Annotated in this window: 13 protein-coding genes and 1 riboswitch; of the genes, 7 read left to right on the top strand and 6 right to left on the bottom strand. The window is 58.5% G+C overall.

What is annotated here, in order from left to right:
• The 3 genes from AC5DB9_RS15505 to imuA form a co-directional block, all read right to left on the bottom strand.
• Positions 1-3,041: error-prone DNA polymerase (locus AC5DB9_RS15505; RefSeq protein WP_491732082.1), on the bottom strand; the 3,041-nt coding region annotated here is incomplete at its 3' end.
• 6 nt (positions 3,042-3,047) lie between these two features.
• Positions 3,048-4,499, bottom strand: a complete 1,452-nt coding sequence (locus tag AC5DB9_RS15500) for a Y-family DNA polymerase (RefSeq protein ID WP_272989891.1) — start codon at positions 4,497-4,499, stop codon at positions 3,048-3,050.
• A gap of 2 nt (positions 4,500-4,501) precedes the next feature.
• Positions 4,502-5,263 carry a translesion DNA synthesis-associated protein ImuA gene (gene imuA, locus AC5DB9_RS15495; RefSeq protein ID WP_272989888.1) on the bottom strand — a complete coding sequence of 254 codons (762 nt, stop codon included), beginning with the start codon at positions 5,261-5,263 and terminating at the stop codon, positions 4,502-4,504.
• 138 nt (positions 5,264-5,401) lie between these two features.
• On the opposite strand from imuA, the gene AC5DB9_RS15490 reads away from it, so the two are divergent.
• Entirely contained in the window at positions 5,402-6,001 is a 600-nt protein-coding gene (locus tag AC5DB9_RS15490) for a pyridoxine 5'-phosphate oxidase C-terminal domain-containing protein (RefSeq protein WP_272989886.1), read from the top strand.
• Positions 6,002-6,003: 2 nt separating this feature from the next.
• Here AC5DB9_RS15490 and AC5DB9_RS15485 read toward each other — a convergent pair whose 3' ends face one another.
• The 3 genes from AC5DB9_RS15485 to AC5DB9_RS15475 form a co-directional block, all read right to left on the bottom strand.
• Entirely contained in the window at positions 6,004-6,735 is a 732-nt protein-coding gene (locus AC5DB9_RS15485; protein ID WP_022959998.1) for a hypothetical protein, read from the bottom strand.
• Between the two features lie 68 nt (positions 6,736-6,803).
• Complete coding sequence (locus tag AC5DB9_RS15480; RefSeq protein WP_273008958.1) at positions 6,804-8,657, bottom strand: alkaline phosphatase family protein; 1,854 nt, start codon at positions 8,655-8,657, stop codon at positions 6,804-6,806.
• A gap of 11 nt (positions 8,658-8,668) precedes the next feature.
• Positions 8,669-10,258, bottom strand: a complete 1,590-nt coding sequence (locus AC5DB9_RS15475) for an alkaline phosphatase (RefSeq protein ID WP_272990105.1) — start codon at positions 10,256-10,258, stop codon at positions 8,669-8,671.
• A 398-nt stretch (positions 10,259-10,656) separates the two neighbouring features.
• Positions 10,657-10,783: riboswitch (guanidine-I (ykkC/yxkD leader) on the top strand.
• A gap of 61 nt (positions 10,784-10,844) precedes the next feature.
• Here AC5DB9_RS15475 and AC5DB9_RS15470 point away from each other — a divergent pair.
• From AC5DB9_RS15470 to AC5DB9_RS15445, 6 genes are all read left to right on the top strand, one after another.
• Complete coding sequence (locus AC5DB9_RS15470) at positions 10,845-11,885, top strand: putative urea ABC transporter substrate-binding protein (protein ID WP_272990103.1); 1,041 nt, start codon at positions 10,845-10,847, stop codon at positions 11,883-11,885.
• A 60-nt stretch (positions 11,886-11,945) separates the two neighbouring features.
• A complete protein-coding gene (locus tag AC5DB9_RS15465) occupies positions 11,946-12,761 on the top strand; it encodes an ABC transporter permease (protein ID WP_022959994.1) in 816 nt (271 codons plus the stop codon).
• Complete coding sequence (locus AC5DB9_RS15460) at positions 12,758-13,534, top strand: ABC transporter ATP-binding protein (RefSeq protein ID WP_022959993.1); 777 nt, start codon at positions 12,758-12,760, stop codon at positions 13,532-13,534. The genes AC5DB9_RS15465 and AC5DB9_RS15460 overlap by 4 nt, the downstream gene beginning before the upstream one ends.
• On the top strand, positions 13,531-14,241 hold the full coding sequence (locus AC5DB9_RS15455; RefSeq protein ID WP_272990097.1) for an urea amidolyase associated protein UAAP1: 711 nt from the start codon (positions 13,531-13,533) through the stop codon (positions 14,239-14,241). Before AC5DB9_RS15460 ends, AC5DB9_RS15455 begins: the two co-directional genes overlap by 4 nt.
• Positions 14,242-14,251: 10 nt before the next feature.
• Positions 14,252-14,893, top strand: coding sequence for an urea amidolyase associated protein UAAP2 (locus AC5DB9_RS15450; protein ID WP_022959991.1), 642 nt, complete (start codon positions 14,252-14,254; stop codon positions 14,891-14,893).
• Positions 14,894-14,968: 75 nt separating this feature from the next.
• Positions 14,969-15,552: biotin carboxylase N-terminal domain-containing protein (locus AC5DB9_RS15445; RefSeq protein ID WP_491732081.1), on the top strand; the 584-nt coding region annotated here is incomplete at its 3' end.

Below are 15,552 nucleotides of genomic sequence, written 5' to 3'. Positions count from 1 at the left end.
TGCAGGTATTGAGCAAGAATATGGATCACACCCGTTCCGCTCTTGCATTCACTCTTTTGAACCGTTCCGCTCACTTTCAGTAGGCGACTTTGCAATATCTCGCGGCGGTAGCGCTGCTGCAGGTCTGGCCAGACAATAATATTGCTGTTGCCGGTTTCATCTTCGAGGGTGATGAAGAGTGTGCCTGACGCACTGCCCGGCCGTTGGCGACAGGTGACCAATCCGACGAGACTGACCCAGCGCCGATCGGCACTGCCTTTAATTTGCTCTGTGCTCAAGCAATTACCCAAAAGCTGCTGCTCCCGCAATAAGGCGATGGGGTGGCGTCGAAGGCTCAAGCCGGTATGCCGATAGTCCTGTTCAACATGCGCTACTTCCGAGGGTTCTGCAAGGGCCAGCCGGTGTGCGCTATTGCCCTTAAGAACCGCACTGGGGCGGTACTGCTGAATCTGCCAATAGCTTTGGTAACGATTTTTTTCCAGGCTGTGGAAGCTGTCACTGGCGGCCAGTCGCTTCAGGGCTTGTTCAAGTTGCTCACCGTAATGGATTTGTTGTGTCAGCCTGTCGAGGCAGTTGCCAATACTCTGAAACGGGCCGTCTTGCTGCCGACAGCTGACCAGTTGGCTGACAAGGGATTCGCTCAGCCCTTTGACTAAACACAGCCCAAGGCGCAGTCGCGGCTGCTTGGTCTGGTAATCAATCTTATGCTCCCAGTGGCTGTGATTAATGCACGGCGGGAGTAGTTCGACGCCGTGGCGTTGGGCATCCTGGCAGAGCTGAGAGGGTGAATAGAACCCCATCGGCTGGCTGTTGAGCAAGCCGCAAAAGAATGCCGCGGGGTGGTGGCGTTTTATCCAGGCGGAGGCATAGGCGAGCAAGGCAAAGCTGGCAGAGTGTGATTCCGGAAAGCCATAGGCGCCAAACCCCTTCATTTGGCTGAACAGCCGTTCGGCAAACTCCTCCTCATAACCTCGCTCCAGCATGCCGGAAATCAGTTTTTGCTTAAAACGTTCCAAGTGGCCGTTGCGCCCCCAGCTGGCCATGGCCCGCCGAAGTGCATCCGCCTCACCGCCGCTGAATCCGGCGGCGACCATTGCCAGCTGAATGACTTGTTCCTGGAAGATGGGTACGCCCATTGTACGCCCGAGTGCCGACTGGATGGCTGCATTGGCATACACCTCCTCTTCAATACCCTGCCGACGTCGTAAAAAGGGGTGCACCATGCCCCCCTGAATCGGGCCGGGTCGGACAATCGCAATCTGAATCACCAGGTCGTAAAAGCTGCGCGGCTGCAGTCGGGGCAGCATACTCATTTGGGCGCGCGATTCGATCTGAAAGACACCAATACTGTCTGCGTTGCAAAGCATCTCGAACGTGGCGTCGTCGTTGGCGGGAATGTCCATCAGTTGCATAGGCTTGCCCAAGCGCTCACTGAGATAGTGGAGGCTGCGTCGAAGTGCGCTGAGCATGCCGAGGGCCAGGATATCGATTTTCATCATGCCCAGACTCTCAAGGTCTTCTTTATCCCACTGGATTACAGTTCGGTCCGGCATACTGGCGTTTTCTTGAGGCACCAGTGTGGCGATAGGAGCGCGACTGATGACAAAGCCGCCTACATGCTGTGAAAGGTGGCGGGGAAAGCCCAGAATTTCCTCAATAAGCTGGACAAACAATTGGCCTCGGGATTGACTGCTGTCGACGCCGACTTCCCGCAAGCGTTCGGGCAGACTGGCGCTGTCATCCCACCAAGCCATGTTCTGGCTAAGCGCGCTGATCAGCGCTTCATCAAATCCCAGTGCACGGCCGACATCCCGTACGGCACTGCGTCGCCGGTAGCTGATCACCGTTGCCGCCAGCGCGGCATGATTGCGGCCATATTTTCTGTAAATGTACTGAATGACCTCCTCTCGACGTTCGTGCTCAAAGTCTACGTCGATATCAGGGGGTTCATTACGCTCCTTGGAAATGAAGCGTTCAAACAGCAGTTGCGCCCGACTGGGATCCACCTCGGTAATATACAGACAGTAACAAACCGCAGAGTTGGCGGCTGAGCCGCGGCCCTGACAGAGGATCTGCTGGCTTCGCGCGAACTGAACAATGTCGTATACCGTGAGGAAGTAATGCTCATACTTCAGTTCGGCGATCAGGGATAGCTCGCGCTCCAGCTGATTCTGTACCGTGTCGGGAACGCCCGACGGCCAGCGTTGTTTGGCGCCCGCTTCCGTCAGACTGCGGAGAAAGTCACAGGCCGCCTGGCCGCGGGGCACCAGCTCGGTAGGGTATTGGTAACGCAGTTCATCAAGGCGGAACTCACAGCGTTTGGCCAGGTGGTCGCTTTCCTCAAGCAATGCGGGGGGATAGTCGCGGCTTAGCAGGGATAGTGGCTTGATATGGTGTTCACTGTTGCTGGGGCGCTGCTGTCCGAGTTGGTCGACGCTGCAGTGCAGGCGGGTTGCGGTCAGCACATCCAGCAGTGCATGGCGCTGACGGCTGTGCATACGGATATGGGGGGCTGCCACCATGGGTAAGTGAAGACGTTTTGCCAGCTCGTAATTGGCCAGATAGTGCAGTTCCTGTTGAGCGTGGCAATCCAGGCTGATCCCCAGCCAGAGTCGCTCGCCAAAGCACTCGCGTAAGAAGTGCCCTGAGGCCTCGTCATGGCCGGGTATTGCTGGCAACCAAATAGCCAGACAGTCTCTGCAGAAGCGTGCGAGTGTCTGCCGGTCCAAGTGGTATTCGCCTTTGGGACTATTCAGGCGGGCGTGGCTAATCAGTGCACAAAGCTGATTGTAGCCCCGCCGATTTGGGGCCAACAGTAGCAGCTGTATGCCGTCATCAAGACTTATCCGACTGCCACAGATCAACCGAATAGAGCGCTCCCTTGCTGCTCGCCAGGCGCGGACGATGCCCGCCAGTGACAGTTCATCGCACAAGGCGATCGCCGAATAGCCCAGTTCATCCGCCTGTATTACCAGTTCCTCCGGGTGAGAGGCGGCGGATAGAAAGCTGAAATTGCTTTGACAGTTCAGCAGAGCAGGCATGGCTGTTCACGAAAAAAAGCCGTGGAGGTACCACTGCTGGCTGAGACAATCTTTGAAGATCCAGCACAAGCCCTGTTGTTCGTGGCGGGCAATGTAGTAGTCACGGGCCTGGCGCTGCTGCCACCAGTGGCTGTCGATACGCTCTGGCCCCTGGAGCAGCTCCAGTCGCCCTTGCCACAGGGGCCGTCCTTCCTGCACGGGCAGTGGCTGCAGCTCAGCCAATAGCACGGTGGGGCGCAATGCAACGGTTGCCGCTATTTTACTGTGCCGATAGGCTGACTGTGGGCAAGCGACACCCTGGTATTCGGGCAACCAGTCTTCCCGTTGTTGAAGGCGGCGAATGCCGTGTTCACCCACGCGCAAGCGGAGCTTGTTGAACAGCATCTGTTGGGCGTTTCGCTGTTCCTGCTCGGCATCGCTGAACAGTTGCTCGCACCGAGGCTGCAGTGCTGTCAGTTGATGGCAGTGCAGTTCAATAGACTCGACCGCTCCCGGCAGTCGCCGCCCATCGAGTTGCAGCATCACCAGTGCCAGCAGGGCCGGGCGCTCGAAATGTGACAGTGACAGCGGCGTTTGCCAGTCCTCATGCTGGCCGTCCAGATAGTGAAATCGCCAGTTCAGTGACTGGGGCAGCGTCTGTCGAAGACGGAGATAGATTGCCAGTTCCTGTAATAATTCGTCGATGGCGGGGCGAAGCTGCTCGCTGTGTTGCACGCCTCCGGGCAGTGTGCGCTCTCCGACAAAACGCTCGCCGGGCAGGAAACGTGGGCGAACATCCTCACTGCGACCGGTCAGTCGGTCGATGGCATCGCAGAATGCCGGCTCAAAACCACTGAGCAGCGTTTTACGCGGCAGGGCCAATACCTCGCCCAAGTGTCGTAGCCCCATGCTGTGTAAGGCTTTGTGGGTCTTGCTGGAGGTGGGTAGTACCTGACAGGGCAGGCTGGCGAGCTGGCGCTTCATGGCAGGGCGCTGCAAGCTGCCGTCATCGGCCAGTAATGCGGCAACGGTAATGCCTTTCAAGCTGAGTAACTCTGCGCAGAGCGGAGTAGGGCCAAGGCCTTCCTGCACAGTGATGTTGTGGCGCTGGTAAGCAGCGAGTAGACGCCGATGCAGGCGTTGTATGGAGCCAAACAGGCGCCTCGAGCGGCTGATCTCGATGATTAGCGCGTCTTCTCCACTCAGGCAGACATCGTCGCTGAAGCGATAGGCCCAAAGTGCCAGCCGCTGCAGGTAGTGCTGCTCACGCAGGACGTCACGTGGATGACAATGCAGTTCCGGGCACAGTGCCTGCGCCTGTCCGGTGCTGATGCCGGGAGAGAGCCCCCGTTGCTCTGCAATACGGTTGCACAGTCGCAGTCGGCCGTTTTCAAGCAGTGCAGAGGGCTGCTCCCGGTCGACGCTATTGCCCAGTGCTTCCAGCCCCAGTTGGGGAAAACGCAAACACAGATACAGCATACTCAGACCGATGCTCGTGCCGGAGACGTTGCTTTCTCTGCTCTCTGCCCCGCTGTGGAATGCAAGGCCATTCGGCGTCGCGGAGGTAGAGATACGGGCCACTGCCGGGCCGGGCGCTGGCGGTGCAGCAGCGCTGCAGGGCGAGGCAGGCTGAGAGATTGCCCGGCATGGCCACCGGGTTGTTTGAGTACGGTGACACCCAGCGCGGCTGTTTCAGCGGTGAGGCGCAGCCGGAGTGGGGCGGGCGAAGCCTGTTGTTCACAATGGCCGGGCCGAAAGTGCAGGTGCCAACAGTGTCCGTCACGAGCGGCGAGATGCAGGCGCCGTAGCTGCCGGTGGGGAAGATCATCCCTTGACCAGCTGAGTACCGCGGCAAAGGCGCCGCTACGCAGTGCTTCTTCGGTGCACCAGAGCTGCTGCGCGGGCGGTGCCTGCAAGAGAAACTGCTGCTCCAGTATCAGGCCTTGCTGGTGCAAGCCGGGAGCATAGGGCAAGAAAGGCGGCGATACCCAGGCAATGCCCTGGCGTTGACTGAGGGCGCTCAGTGCCGGTAATACCAGGCTCAGCTCGCCAATGCCCACGGCGCTGTGCAGTAATTCGCAGGAGCCACTGCGAGGCCAGCCGCCATGGTGTAAGGCTTCATTCAGCGTCGGCCAGCCACTGTCTATAGCTTCTCCCGCGCGCGCGATGTTCAGCGGCGCGCGGCCTGCGCGCCAGAGTGGCTGCTGGGTGAGTAGCTCGTTGAGGCTGGGTGATTGCGACATAACACACGCTTCGTCAAAATAACTGTATAAATGTACAGTATATTGTCGAGGGCAAAAGTCAAGCATCTGTGGAGCGGACGCCTTGGTGAGGAATCAACGATGGGCCATACTGCCCGCCAAAAGACGGGGAGAACGGCAATGATCGCTCAGCACGACAAGCCTTTACAGGCATTGCGTGAACACTATCAACAGGCGATGACGGAAGGGGACGCCGCCGCTAAAACCTGCACGCTGGCAACGGTTGAAAATGGCGAGCTTAGCCTACGGACATTGGTGTTGCGTGAACTGGCTGAGCGTGGGCCGGTAATCTTCATCAACGACAGTTCGCCAAAGTGGCGAGCGCTGATGACCGGTGGTCACAGTGAGCTACTGTTGTTCTGGCCGTCGCAGATGCGTCAGTACCGACTGCGTGGGGCTTGGCAGTTGCTTGAGGAGGACGAAATGCGCCGTCACTGGCAGCATAAGCCCGACGGCAGCAAATGGCTGGATCACTATTATGCGCAGTGCCAGCCGCAAAGCAGCGAGCTGGCTGACGAGGACGATTTAGCGGCTGGCATTGATGACTTGCGTCGCGCTCATACCGCTGATGATATTCCCTTCAGCCCCAATGCCCGAGGGCTTCGATTGCAGGTCGATTGGCTGGAGCACTGGTCCGCCAGCCCTGATGGTCTGCACCGGCGTTACCGCTATCAGCGCGACCGCGCCGGGCAGTGGCGGCACCAGTGTCTGGTGCCCTGACGTCAATGATTATGGCCGTGACCGATATCCTGGCCCTGGCTGTTGTAGATGCCTGAAGCGCCGTGGGAGATAAAACCGAGATTGATCATTTTGCTCAAAAAGGGATCGCTCTCGTTATCGCCAATATCGCTGTAGTCGGTGCTCTGGAAGGCGTCTCGTTCGGCAAAGAAAGCCGCTACGGCTTTGGCATCGCGATTGACCGACATCAGTGTCCAATGCTCTTCGTAATTGCCGCGCTGGTAGTGCAGCTCGGCAATCAGGCGTTGCTGGGGCAGCCACTGCAAGTCGCTGTGGGCGCCGTTTTCATCCAGTGTGTAGTCGCTGCGTTGCTCGCAACCCTCACCGCGGCTTGCCTGCTGCTGCATAGCCGCAATCTGTGAATTGGCGATCAACTGCTGTTTGCGCGACCAGTCGTCGGCGCTGGCCGCATTGGGAATCTCATTGGGGGCATATTCAATGCTGCGCTGATAGGCGTCGAAGCTGCGCAGCAGCCGGGGGTGTCCCGCCGTGTTGTATTCCCACAGCTCGGTGATGTCGCGCTGGGGGTATTGATGGGCGATGCGACCATCATGGCGCCAAAGTACCAGATCGCGCTGGCGGGTCTGGGGGCCCTGCTTCTCGGTAATGCGGTAGTGGGCGGCAATCGCCGCATCGCTGTTACAGCGCTCGGCAATGGCCGGGTTGGCCAGTAAGGTCAGGCTGAGAAGCAGTGTGTAAAAATGAGGAATTGGCATGGTGAAACTCGGTATCAATATCCAAAAAACAGAAAAGCGGGCCGCGAACGGCCCGCTGAACGGCGGTGTTACGGTGCCACTTGCTTGGCGTTTGCCGCGTTGACCAGATCGGCGGCATAGTCCATCACGTGGAAGATCAGGTTCTGCTCGTTGGTGCCGCTGACCAGTGATGCACCAGGGCCCTTGGCATAGACGCCCACATCTTCACCTGCATGGGTTTCAGAGCCGAGCGGTACCAGCGCTTCCTGGTGGTAGCCGGGAGACTCCGTATCCACAAACAACAGGTCCTGACGGCCGGTCTTGATCGGCAGATCGTAACCGGCATCCGCGTCTGTTTCGTCACCCAGGTCGCGGAAGCCGTTACCGTTGGTGTAGCCCAATGTGGTGTACGGCATACCATCGGCGGCCAGCTCCGGTGAGGTTTTGCCCACAGACACGACCTTGCCCAGAATTGGGTTGCCGCGCTTGGGGTAGCCCGCAATGGTGAACACGTGGCTGTGGTCAGCGGTGACGATAATCAGGGTTTCCTCTGGATTGGTCAGCTCCACCGCCTTGGCAACGGCCTCTGACAGCTCAATGGCATCGGTCAGCGCGCCGTAGGCATTACCGGCGTGGTGAGCGTGGTCGATGCGGCCAGATTCCACCATCATGAAAAAGCCTTCCGGGTTGTTGTCCAGAATCTGGATGGCTTTAGCCGTCATGTCGCGCAGTGAAGGCTCGCCGGCAATATCATTGTTGCGGTCGGCTTCGTACTGCATGTGTGACTCGTTGAACAAACCAAACAGGCGCGTGGTGTTCTCCGGATCAATCGCAAGGAAGCCCGTTTCATCAAAGACATATTTGCCATCGGCGTACTGGGTCTGCCACTCGGTAACCAGGTTGCGGCCATCTGTGCGGTCACCTTCAACACTGCTGAGGGCATCGGGGCTGTTGGCGCTGGCGTCTTTCGGCAGGAAGTGACGGCGGCCGCCGCCCATCACCACGTCGATGCCATCGACATCAATGCCGCTGATGCGCGCTTCCAGATTGCTTTCGAAATTCACCAGCTGCGAGGCGATATCCTCACAACCCGCAGTGACGGCAGCGGCCGGCATATCGCTGATGTCTTCCCAGTTGCGGTCAGCCGATTTGGCATAGGTGGCTGCCGGGGTCGCGTGAGTGATGCGGGCAGTAGACAGAATGCCGGTAGATTTGCCGGCGATTTCTGCCAACTCCAGCGCGGTCACCAGTTCGTTGCCGGCAACGGTGCCGCAGTCGCCGCGCTCAGTGGCTTCGCTGACGCCAATGACGCCGGCATCGGTTTTAACACCGCTCATCATCGCCGTCATGGTGCCGGCGGAGTCAGGCGTCTGCGCATCAGTGTTGTAGGTTTTTGCCAGACCTGAGAAGGGGAACAGGTCAAAACTCAGATTATGTTCTTCGCCCAGCTTCCCTTTTAGCTGGCCTTCCAGAATGCGCGCGGCAGTTACCGTCGAGATACCCATGCCGTCGCCGACAAATAGAATCACATTCTTGGCCGCGCCGCGGGTCAGCACTGGCGCTTCCGGGTTGCTGACACGAGTTGCCGCCGCCTGGAACCAAGCGTTGTTGCGGGTGTTGGCCATCAGGTCAACGGACTCGTCCGGAGTGTGGGGGTCACAAAGGTACTTGGTCGCGGTGATTTCGCTGCTGTCCAGCTCGCCGTTGGCGTTGCTGTCCAGGCCACTGTCGATACGTGTGCCGCCGCCGGGACAGTTACTGTCACCCACGGCCAGCGCCGTTTGGGTAATCAGGCTGTTCAGGCCATTTTGACCATCCTGGCCGCTTTGACCATTTTGTCCGTCCTGGCCATCCATTCCATTGCGGCCATTCTTGCCATCGTCACCACAGGCAGTCAGGCCGACGATCGCTGCAGTCATAAGGGTGAGTGTAAACTTGTTCATGGTGGTTCTCCTTATTCGGCGTCGATCAGACCCAGCGCCTGATTAATCACGTGGAAGACGACGTTCTGTTCGATGACCCCTTGTACCTTGCTGGCGCCGGGACCCATGGCATGCAGGCTGATATCTTCACCCGCGTGGGTTTCTGAGCCCAGTGGTACCAGTGCCTCTTGATGGTAGCCGGTGCTGGTGGTGTCGACACTGCTCAGATCTTTGCGACCAGTATCCGGACCAGCACTGTAACTGGCGTCGCCATCGGTTTCGCTGCCCAGTGCGCGGAAGCCCAGACCATTGGTATAGCCCAGCGTGGTGTAGGGCATGCCATCGGCGGCCAGTTCGGGGGTGGTTTTACCGACCGATACGACTTTACCCAGAATCGGGTTGCCGCGTTTGGGATAGCCGGCGATGGTGAACACATGGCTGTGGTCAGCAGTGACCAGAATCAGTGTTTCATCGGGGTTGGTGTTGTCGATGGCGGTTTGTACCGCATTCGCAAATTCAATGGCATCGGTCAGGGCGCTGTAGGCACTGCCTGCGTGATGGCCGTGGTCGATGCGACCGGATTCCACCACCATCATGTAGCCGTTGTTGTTTTTAGCCAGAATATCAATGGCCTTGCCGGTCATGGCCGACAGTGAGGGCTCGCCGGCCACATCATTGGCGCGGTCAGCTTCGTACTGCATGTGGGACTCATTGAACAGACCGAACAGGCGGTTGGTGCTGGCAGCATCGACCGCATTGAAGCCGTCCTCGTCATACACATAAACGCCATCGCTGTACTGACTTTGCCACTCGGTCACCAGATTGCGGCTATCTGTGCGGTCACCTTCAACACTGCTGAGAGCATCGGGGCTGTTGGCACTGGCGTCCTTGGGCAGAAAGTGGCGACGACCGCCGCCCATGACCACGTCAATGCCGTCTACGTCGGCACCGTCGATGCGGGTTTCCAAATTGCTTTCGAAGTTGATCAGCTGCGAGGCAATATCTTCGCAGCCCGCATCAATCGCCGCAGCGGGCATATCGCTGATGTCTTCCCAGTTGCGGTCAGCAGATTTGGCATAGGCGGCAGCGGGGGTGGCATGGGTAATCCGCGCGGTAGAAATAATACCGGTTGCCAGGCCTTTCAGTTCGGCCAGCTCAATGGCGGTAATCAGCGGGTTCTGCTGGGCCGATTCGCAATCGCCGCGCTCAACTGCTTCACTCACGCCGATAACGCCGGCATCGGTTTTAACACCGCTGATCATGGCCGTCATCGTGCCCGCTGAGTCGGGGGTCTGCGCATCCACGTTGTAGGTTTTCACCAGTGCGCTATAGGGGAAGCTTTCAAAACTCAGAAAGTTTTCTTCGCCAGTCTGGCCGTTTTGCTGGCCCTGCAAAATACGAGCGGCGGTGAGGGTCGAGATACCCATGCCGTCACCCACAAACAGAATCACGTTTTTGGCGCTGCTGTTATTTGCCGTGTTGCCGGCTTTGTTTTCAGTCAGCGCTTTGCCGTCGCTGAACCAGCTGTTACTGGTCTGGCTCGCGGGCAGTATCTCTGCATGGCTGTATGCAGCTATTGCTAAGGGCAGCACCCCTGACAATAAGGCGGTTTTAAGTCGCATGTGGAAGCTCCTGGTCTCGAAAGGACTTTTCTCATTAACGCGCCTCGGCGCGCCATCCTTAGTGGATGAATATTGGGCAATGCTTAATGACTTACCGCGAGTGATCATAGGGAGGCATGTTTACAGTTTGATGGCGTTTTTATGTCGCGTGCCATGAAAGGGGAGGGGTTGCGTCGCGCGCGATGCAGGCTGTGCTTTAGTGGTGTTTCCTGCTTTGTTTTTGTGCGTGGCGGGACGGTGCTGCCCTGTTAGAGGGCGCATTGGTGGTGGGCGAAATGCTGCAAGGTCGGTAAGCGGTTGTTTGTAAAGGCTGCAGGGGTTTTGGCACGAAATCTGTATCAGCCTTTGCGTCCGCACTCTTGGTAAGGCAGGACATGCCGTTCAGGCATCACAATTTGGCAATGGAAAGCTAGGGTTCCGGTTGCAGCTATTGCAACGGCTGGTCCGAGAGCTTTCGACCTCTTCTGAAACGCGGTCAACGCTGCTTTGGAACAGGTTACACGGCGGGACAAAAGCCCGGGAGACGATCGGCAGCAGACTGCCAGGAGTGCTCTATTTACCGCGTAACCTATGCCGGAGGCAGGCGATGAAACGACTAGCGACACTGTTACTGACACTCAGCTTTTCTTCTTTCAGTCTGGCCGCAGACAGCTTTAAAGTCTGCTGGTCTATCTATGTGGGCTGGATGCCATGGGGCTATGGCGACGAACAGAAGATCGTCGACAAATGGGCCGAGAAATACGGCATTGAAATTGATGTGGTGCAGATCAACGATTACATCGAATCGATTAACCAATACACCACTGGCGCTTTTGACGCCTGCGCCATGACCAATATGGACGCGCTGACCATTCCCGCTGCAGGTGGCGTCGACAGCACCGCGTTGATCGTGGGCGATTTCTCCAACGGTAACGACGGCATTGTGCTCAAAGCGGAAGATTCACTGGCGGCCATTAAGGGGCAGCAGGTGAATCTGGTGGAATTGAGCGTCTCGCATTATCTGCTTGCTCGGGCGCTGGACAGCGTGGGTCTGAGCGAGGCGGATGTGACCGTGGTAAATACCTCCGACGCTGACATGGTGGCGGTCTATCCCACGGCAGGCGTCACGTCAGTGGTGACCTGGAACCCGCTGCTCAGCGAAATTCTGGGCATGCCCGGCGCCAACAAAGTGTTCGACTCTTCGCAAATCCCCGGCGAGATCATCGACATGCTGGTAGTGAATACCGAGGTGCTTGAGCAAAACCCTGCGTTGGGTAAGGCACTGACCGGTGCCTGGTATGAAATCATGACAACCATGAGTGCTGCCGATGAGAAAGGAGTGGCAGCGCGCACCGCAATGGCAACTGCGTCCGGCACGGATCTGGCCGGGTATGACGCCCAGCTCGCCAGCACACAGATGTTTTACAAGCCCGCCGACGCGGTCAGCTTCACGCGCAGCAAAGACCTGAAAACGACGATGCAGAGCGTGGCAGAGTTCTCTTTCGCTCACGGTCTGCTGGGTGACGGTGCGCCGGATGCCGGGTTTATCGGTATCGAAACCCCTGCCGGGGTGTACGGCAATAAAGGCAATATCAAGCTGCGCTTCAACCCCAGCTACATGCAGATGGCGGCTGACGGCAAACTGTAAGCCGGTTCCGCGGGCGGTGCCAGGCATCGCCCAACACTTCTCTTTAGCCTGGAAGCTTTTATGAGACGACTTATCAATCAGCAACCGTCGCGGGTATGGGGCATTGCCCTGTCGCTACTGCCCTTTGCTTTATTGCTGCTGATCTACGTACTGGCCTCGGATGCGCGGCTGGCGGAAAACCCCCAGGACAAATTGCTGCCCAGTTTTGAGCAGATGGGCGATGCCATACATCGCCTGGCGTTCGAGCCCAGCAAGCGCACGGGGGAATACCTTTTCTGGCAGGACACGCTCAGCAGCCTGACCCGCCTTGGACTGGGCATGCTGATCGCGGCCTCGCTGGGTATGTTGTTCGGTTTGGGTACGGGGGCCTTCCCGCTGGCGTACTCGGGAGTGGCACCGCTGCTGACGGTGGTGTCGCTGATTCCCCCGATGGCGATCCTGCCGATCCTGTTTATTGTGTTCGGCTTGGGTGAAGTCTCCAAGGTGGCGCTGATTGCCATCGGCGTGACGCCCTTTATCGCCAGGGATATTCAGAAACGCTGCCTGGAAATTCCCCGCGAGCAACTGGTCAAGGCACAAACGCTGGGGGCGAACAGCGGGCAGATCCTGCTGCGGGTGCTGATTCCTCAATTGATGCCGCGACTGATTGACGCTGTGCGCCTGTCGCTGGGCAGTGCCTGGCTATTCCTGATTGCTGCCGAGGCCATCGCCTCCACCGACGGTCTTGGCTACCGCGTGTTTCTGGTGCGCCGCTACCTGTCGATGGATGTGATCCTGCCCTATGTGGCCTGGATTGCCCTGCTGGCCTTCGTCATCGACCTGGTACTGCGCAAGCTCAGCCTCTGGGCCTACCCTTGGCAGGAGAGTCGCTCATGATCGAGATTCGCAATGTATGGAAGCGCTACGGCGACAACGTCATTCTGGAAAACATCTCCTCTACCGTGAAAGAGGGGGAGTTCATCACCCTGGTGGGGGCCTCGGGCTGCGGTAAAAGTACCTTCCTGCGGATGTTGCTGGGTACCGATGTGCCCAGTCAGGGCGAGATTCTGCTGGACGGCAAACCCATTGCCGACGAGCCCGATGCCGAGCGCGGCGTGGTCTTTCAGCAGTACTCGGTATTTCCCCACATGACGGTGTTGGAAAACGTCACCATTGCCCGCGCCTTTGAAGGCTCTGCGCTGGGTTTTCTCTGGGGCAAGCGCAAGCGCGCCGCCCGCGAGGAAGCCATGGCGATGCTGGATACCGTGGGACTGTCGCATATGGCGGATCGCTATCCGGATGAACTCTCCGGCGGTATGCGCCAGCGCCTGGCTATCGCCCAGGCCTTGATTCTCAAGCCCCGCATTCTGTTGCTGGATGAGCCCTTCGGGGCGCTCGATCCCGGCATTCGCGCCGATATGCATGAGCTTGTGCTGTCGCTGTGGCGCAAGCACAAGCTCACGGTGTTTATGGTGACCCACGATCTGGCCGAGGGCTTTCATCTGGGCACCCGTCTGTGGGTGTTCGACAAACTGCGGGTTGATCCCCAGGCGCCGAACACCTACGGCGCAGGCATTACCTACGACCTGCCGGTGGGCGCCTGCGAACCGGAGTTATTGCAAGAAATTGACAGTGGCCTGAGCAGTTCGGGTCAGGAGTTAGCCTCATGAATCACTATCAAACCACCATCGCGCCGGGCGGTCACTGGTCGCTGGAGTTGCGTCGCGGCACCTTGCTGCGGCTGCAGGATATCGACGGCAACGGCAATGCCGGGCTGCTGTTTTATAACCCGCGCAACCTGCTCGAGCGCTACAACGCGCCGGACACCCTCAAGTGTCAACACACTTTCAAACTGACTCGTGGCAATTGCCTGTACTCGGATATGGGGCGCATTTTTGCCTCGATTGTCGACGATGATCTGGGCTGGCATGACACGGTGTGTGGCAATAGCCACGCCAGCCATATTGATGCGCGCTGGGGCCGTCGCGACTATCAGCACGACCGCAACGACTGGCATCAGAATGGTCATGACGCCTTTCTGGTTGAGCTGGCGAAATACGGTCTTGGCGCCGCGGACATGGCCGCCAACATCAATGTCTTCAGCAAGGTGGAAACCGACGACGAGGGCAATCTGCAACTGGCCGACGGGCACAGTGCGCCGGGCAGCACGCTGACCCTGCGGATTGAGATGGATTGCCTGATGCTGATTCACGCCTGTCCTCACCCGCTGAACACCGCTGCCGATTATCCGCGCTGCCGCATTGGTGTGGAATTGAGCGTGGCCGAGCCGATGACCGAGGACGATATCTGCCTCAATCATTGCGACGAAAACCGTCGTGGCTTTGCCAACAACGCACTGTATTACCTGGGCGCCTGAGGAGAGAAACATGATTAAACACAGTGAACGCCTCGCCGATACAGCACTGCGCCGCGAGCAGATCGACGCCGGGGATTACTACATTGCGAAACTGGGCGCCGGAGAAGTACTGCGCATCCTCGATTTAGAGGGGAATCAGGCGGCGGATACGCTGTTCTTCTGCGCCGACGATCCCGCTGAGCGCTACAGCGCCACCGACACCATCCGCGAACAGGGCAATGTCTACCTGACCGCTGGCTCTGTGCTGCGCAGTACCCTGAATCGCCCGATGCTGGAAATTGTGGCCGACACCTGCGGTCGTCACGACACCCTGGGTGGTGCCTGCGCCACCGAAAGCAATACCGTGCGTTACGACCTGGAAAAACGCTGCATGCACGCCTGTCGCGACAGTTGGATGCTCGCTATTGCCGAGCACCCCGAGTACGGGCTGAGCAAGCGGGATATCGGTCATAACATCAACTTTTTTATGAATGTACCGGTCACGGCAGACGGTGAGCTGAGCTTTGCCGACGGTATTTCCGGCGCGGGGAAATATGTAGAACTGAAAGCGCTGGTCGACACCATTGTGCTCATTTCCAATTGCCCGCAGCTCAACAACCCCTGCAATGCCTACAACCCGACCCCGGTCGAGTGCCTGATCTGGGCGGCCTGATTAACAAGCGATCCAACGACTTCAGTGGACGGCCACTGTCGTAGACACAAGCGGGACGGCCCGCAACGGACCAGCATGTTCAAGAAAGTATTGATTGCCAACCGCGGTGCCATCGCCACCCGAATTATTCGTACCTTGCGCGAAATGGGCATCACTTCCGTGGCGGTCTACGCCGACGTCGACGCCCGTAGTCTGCATGTGCGTCAGGCCGATGAAGCCTACAGCCTCGGCGAGGGCGGTGCAGCCGACACCTATCTCAACAGCGACAAAGTCTTGGAAATTGCCCGCGCCTGTGGCGCCGAGGCGATCCACCCCGGCTACGGTTTTCTCAGTGAAAACGCGACCTTCGTCAGTGCCTGTGAGGCGGCGGGAATTACCTTTATTGGCCCCACCCCGGAGCAGATGCAAAGCTTTGGTTTGAAACACCGCGCAAGGGAGATAGCCGCCGCCGCGGGTGTGCCCTTGCCGCCGGGTTCGGGTCTGCTGGCGGATGTGGACGCCGCCTGCGCGGAAGCGGCCGATATTGGCTACCCGGTGATGCTCAAAAGTACCGCCGGGGGCGGCGGTATCGGCATGCAGGTCTGCGATTCGGAGGCGGTGCTGCGCGAGGCCTTTAACAAGGTCAAGCAACTGGGTAAGAACAACTTTGCCGACGACGG

The organism is Spongiibacter sp., assembly GCF_984394615.1.
This window is presented reverse-complemented; position numbering and strand designations above follow the sequence as displayed.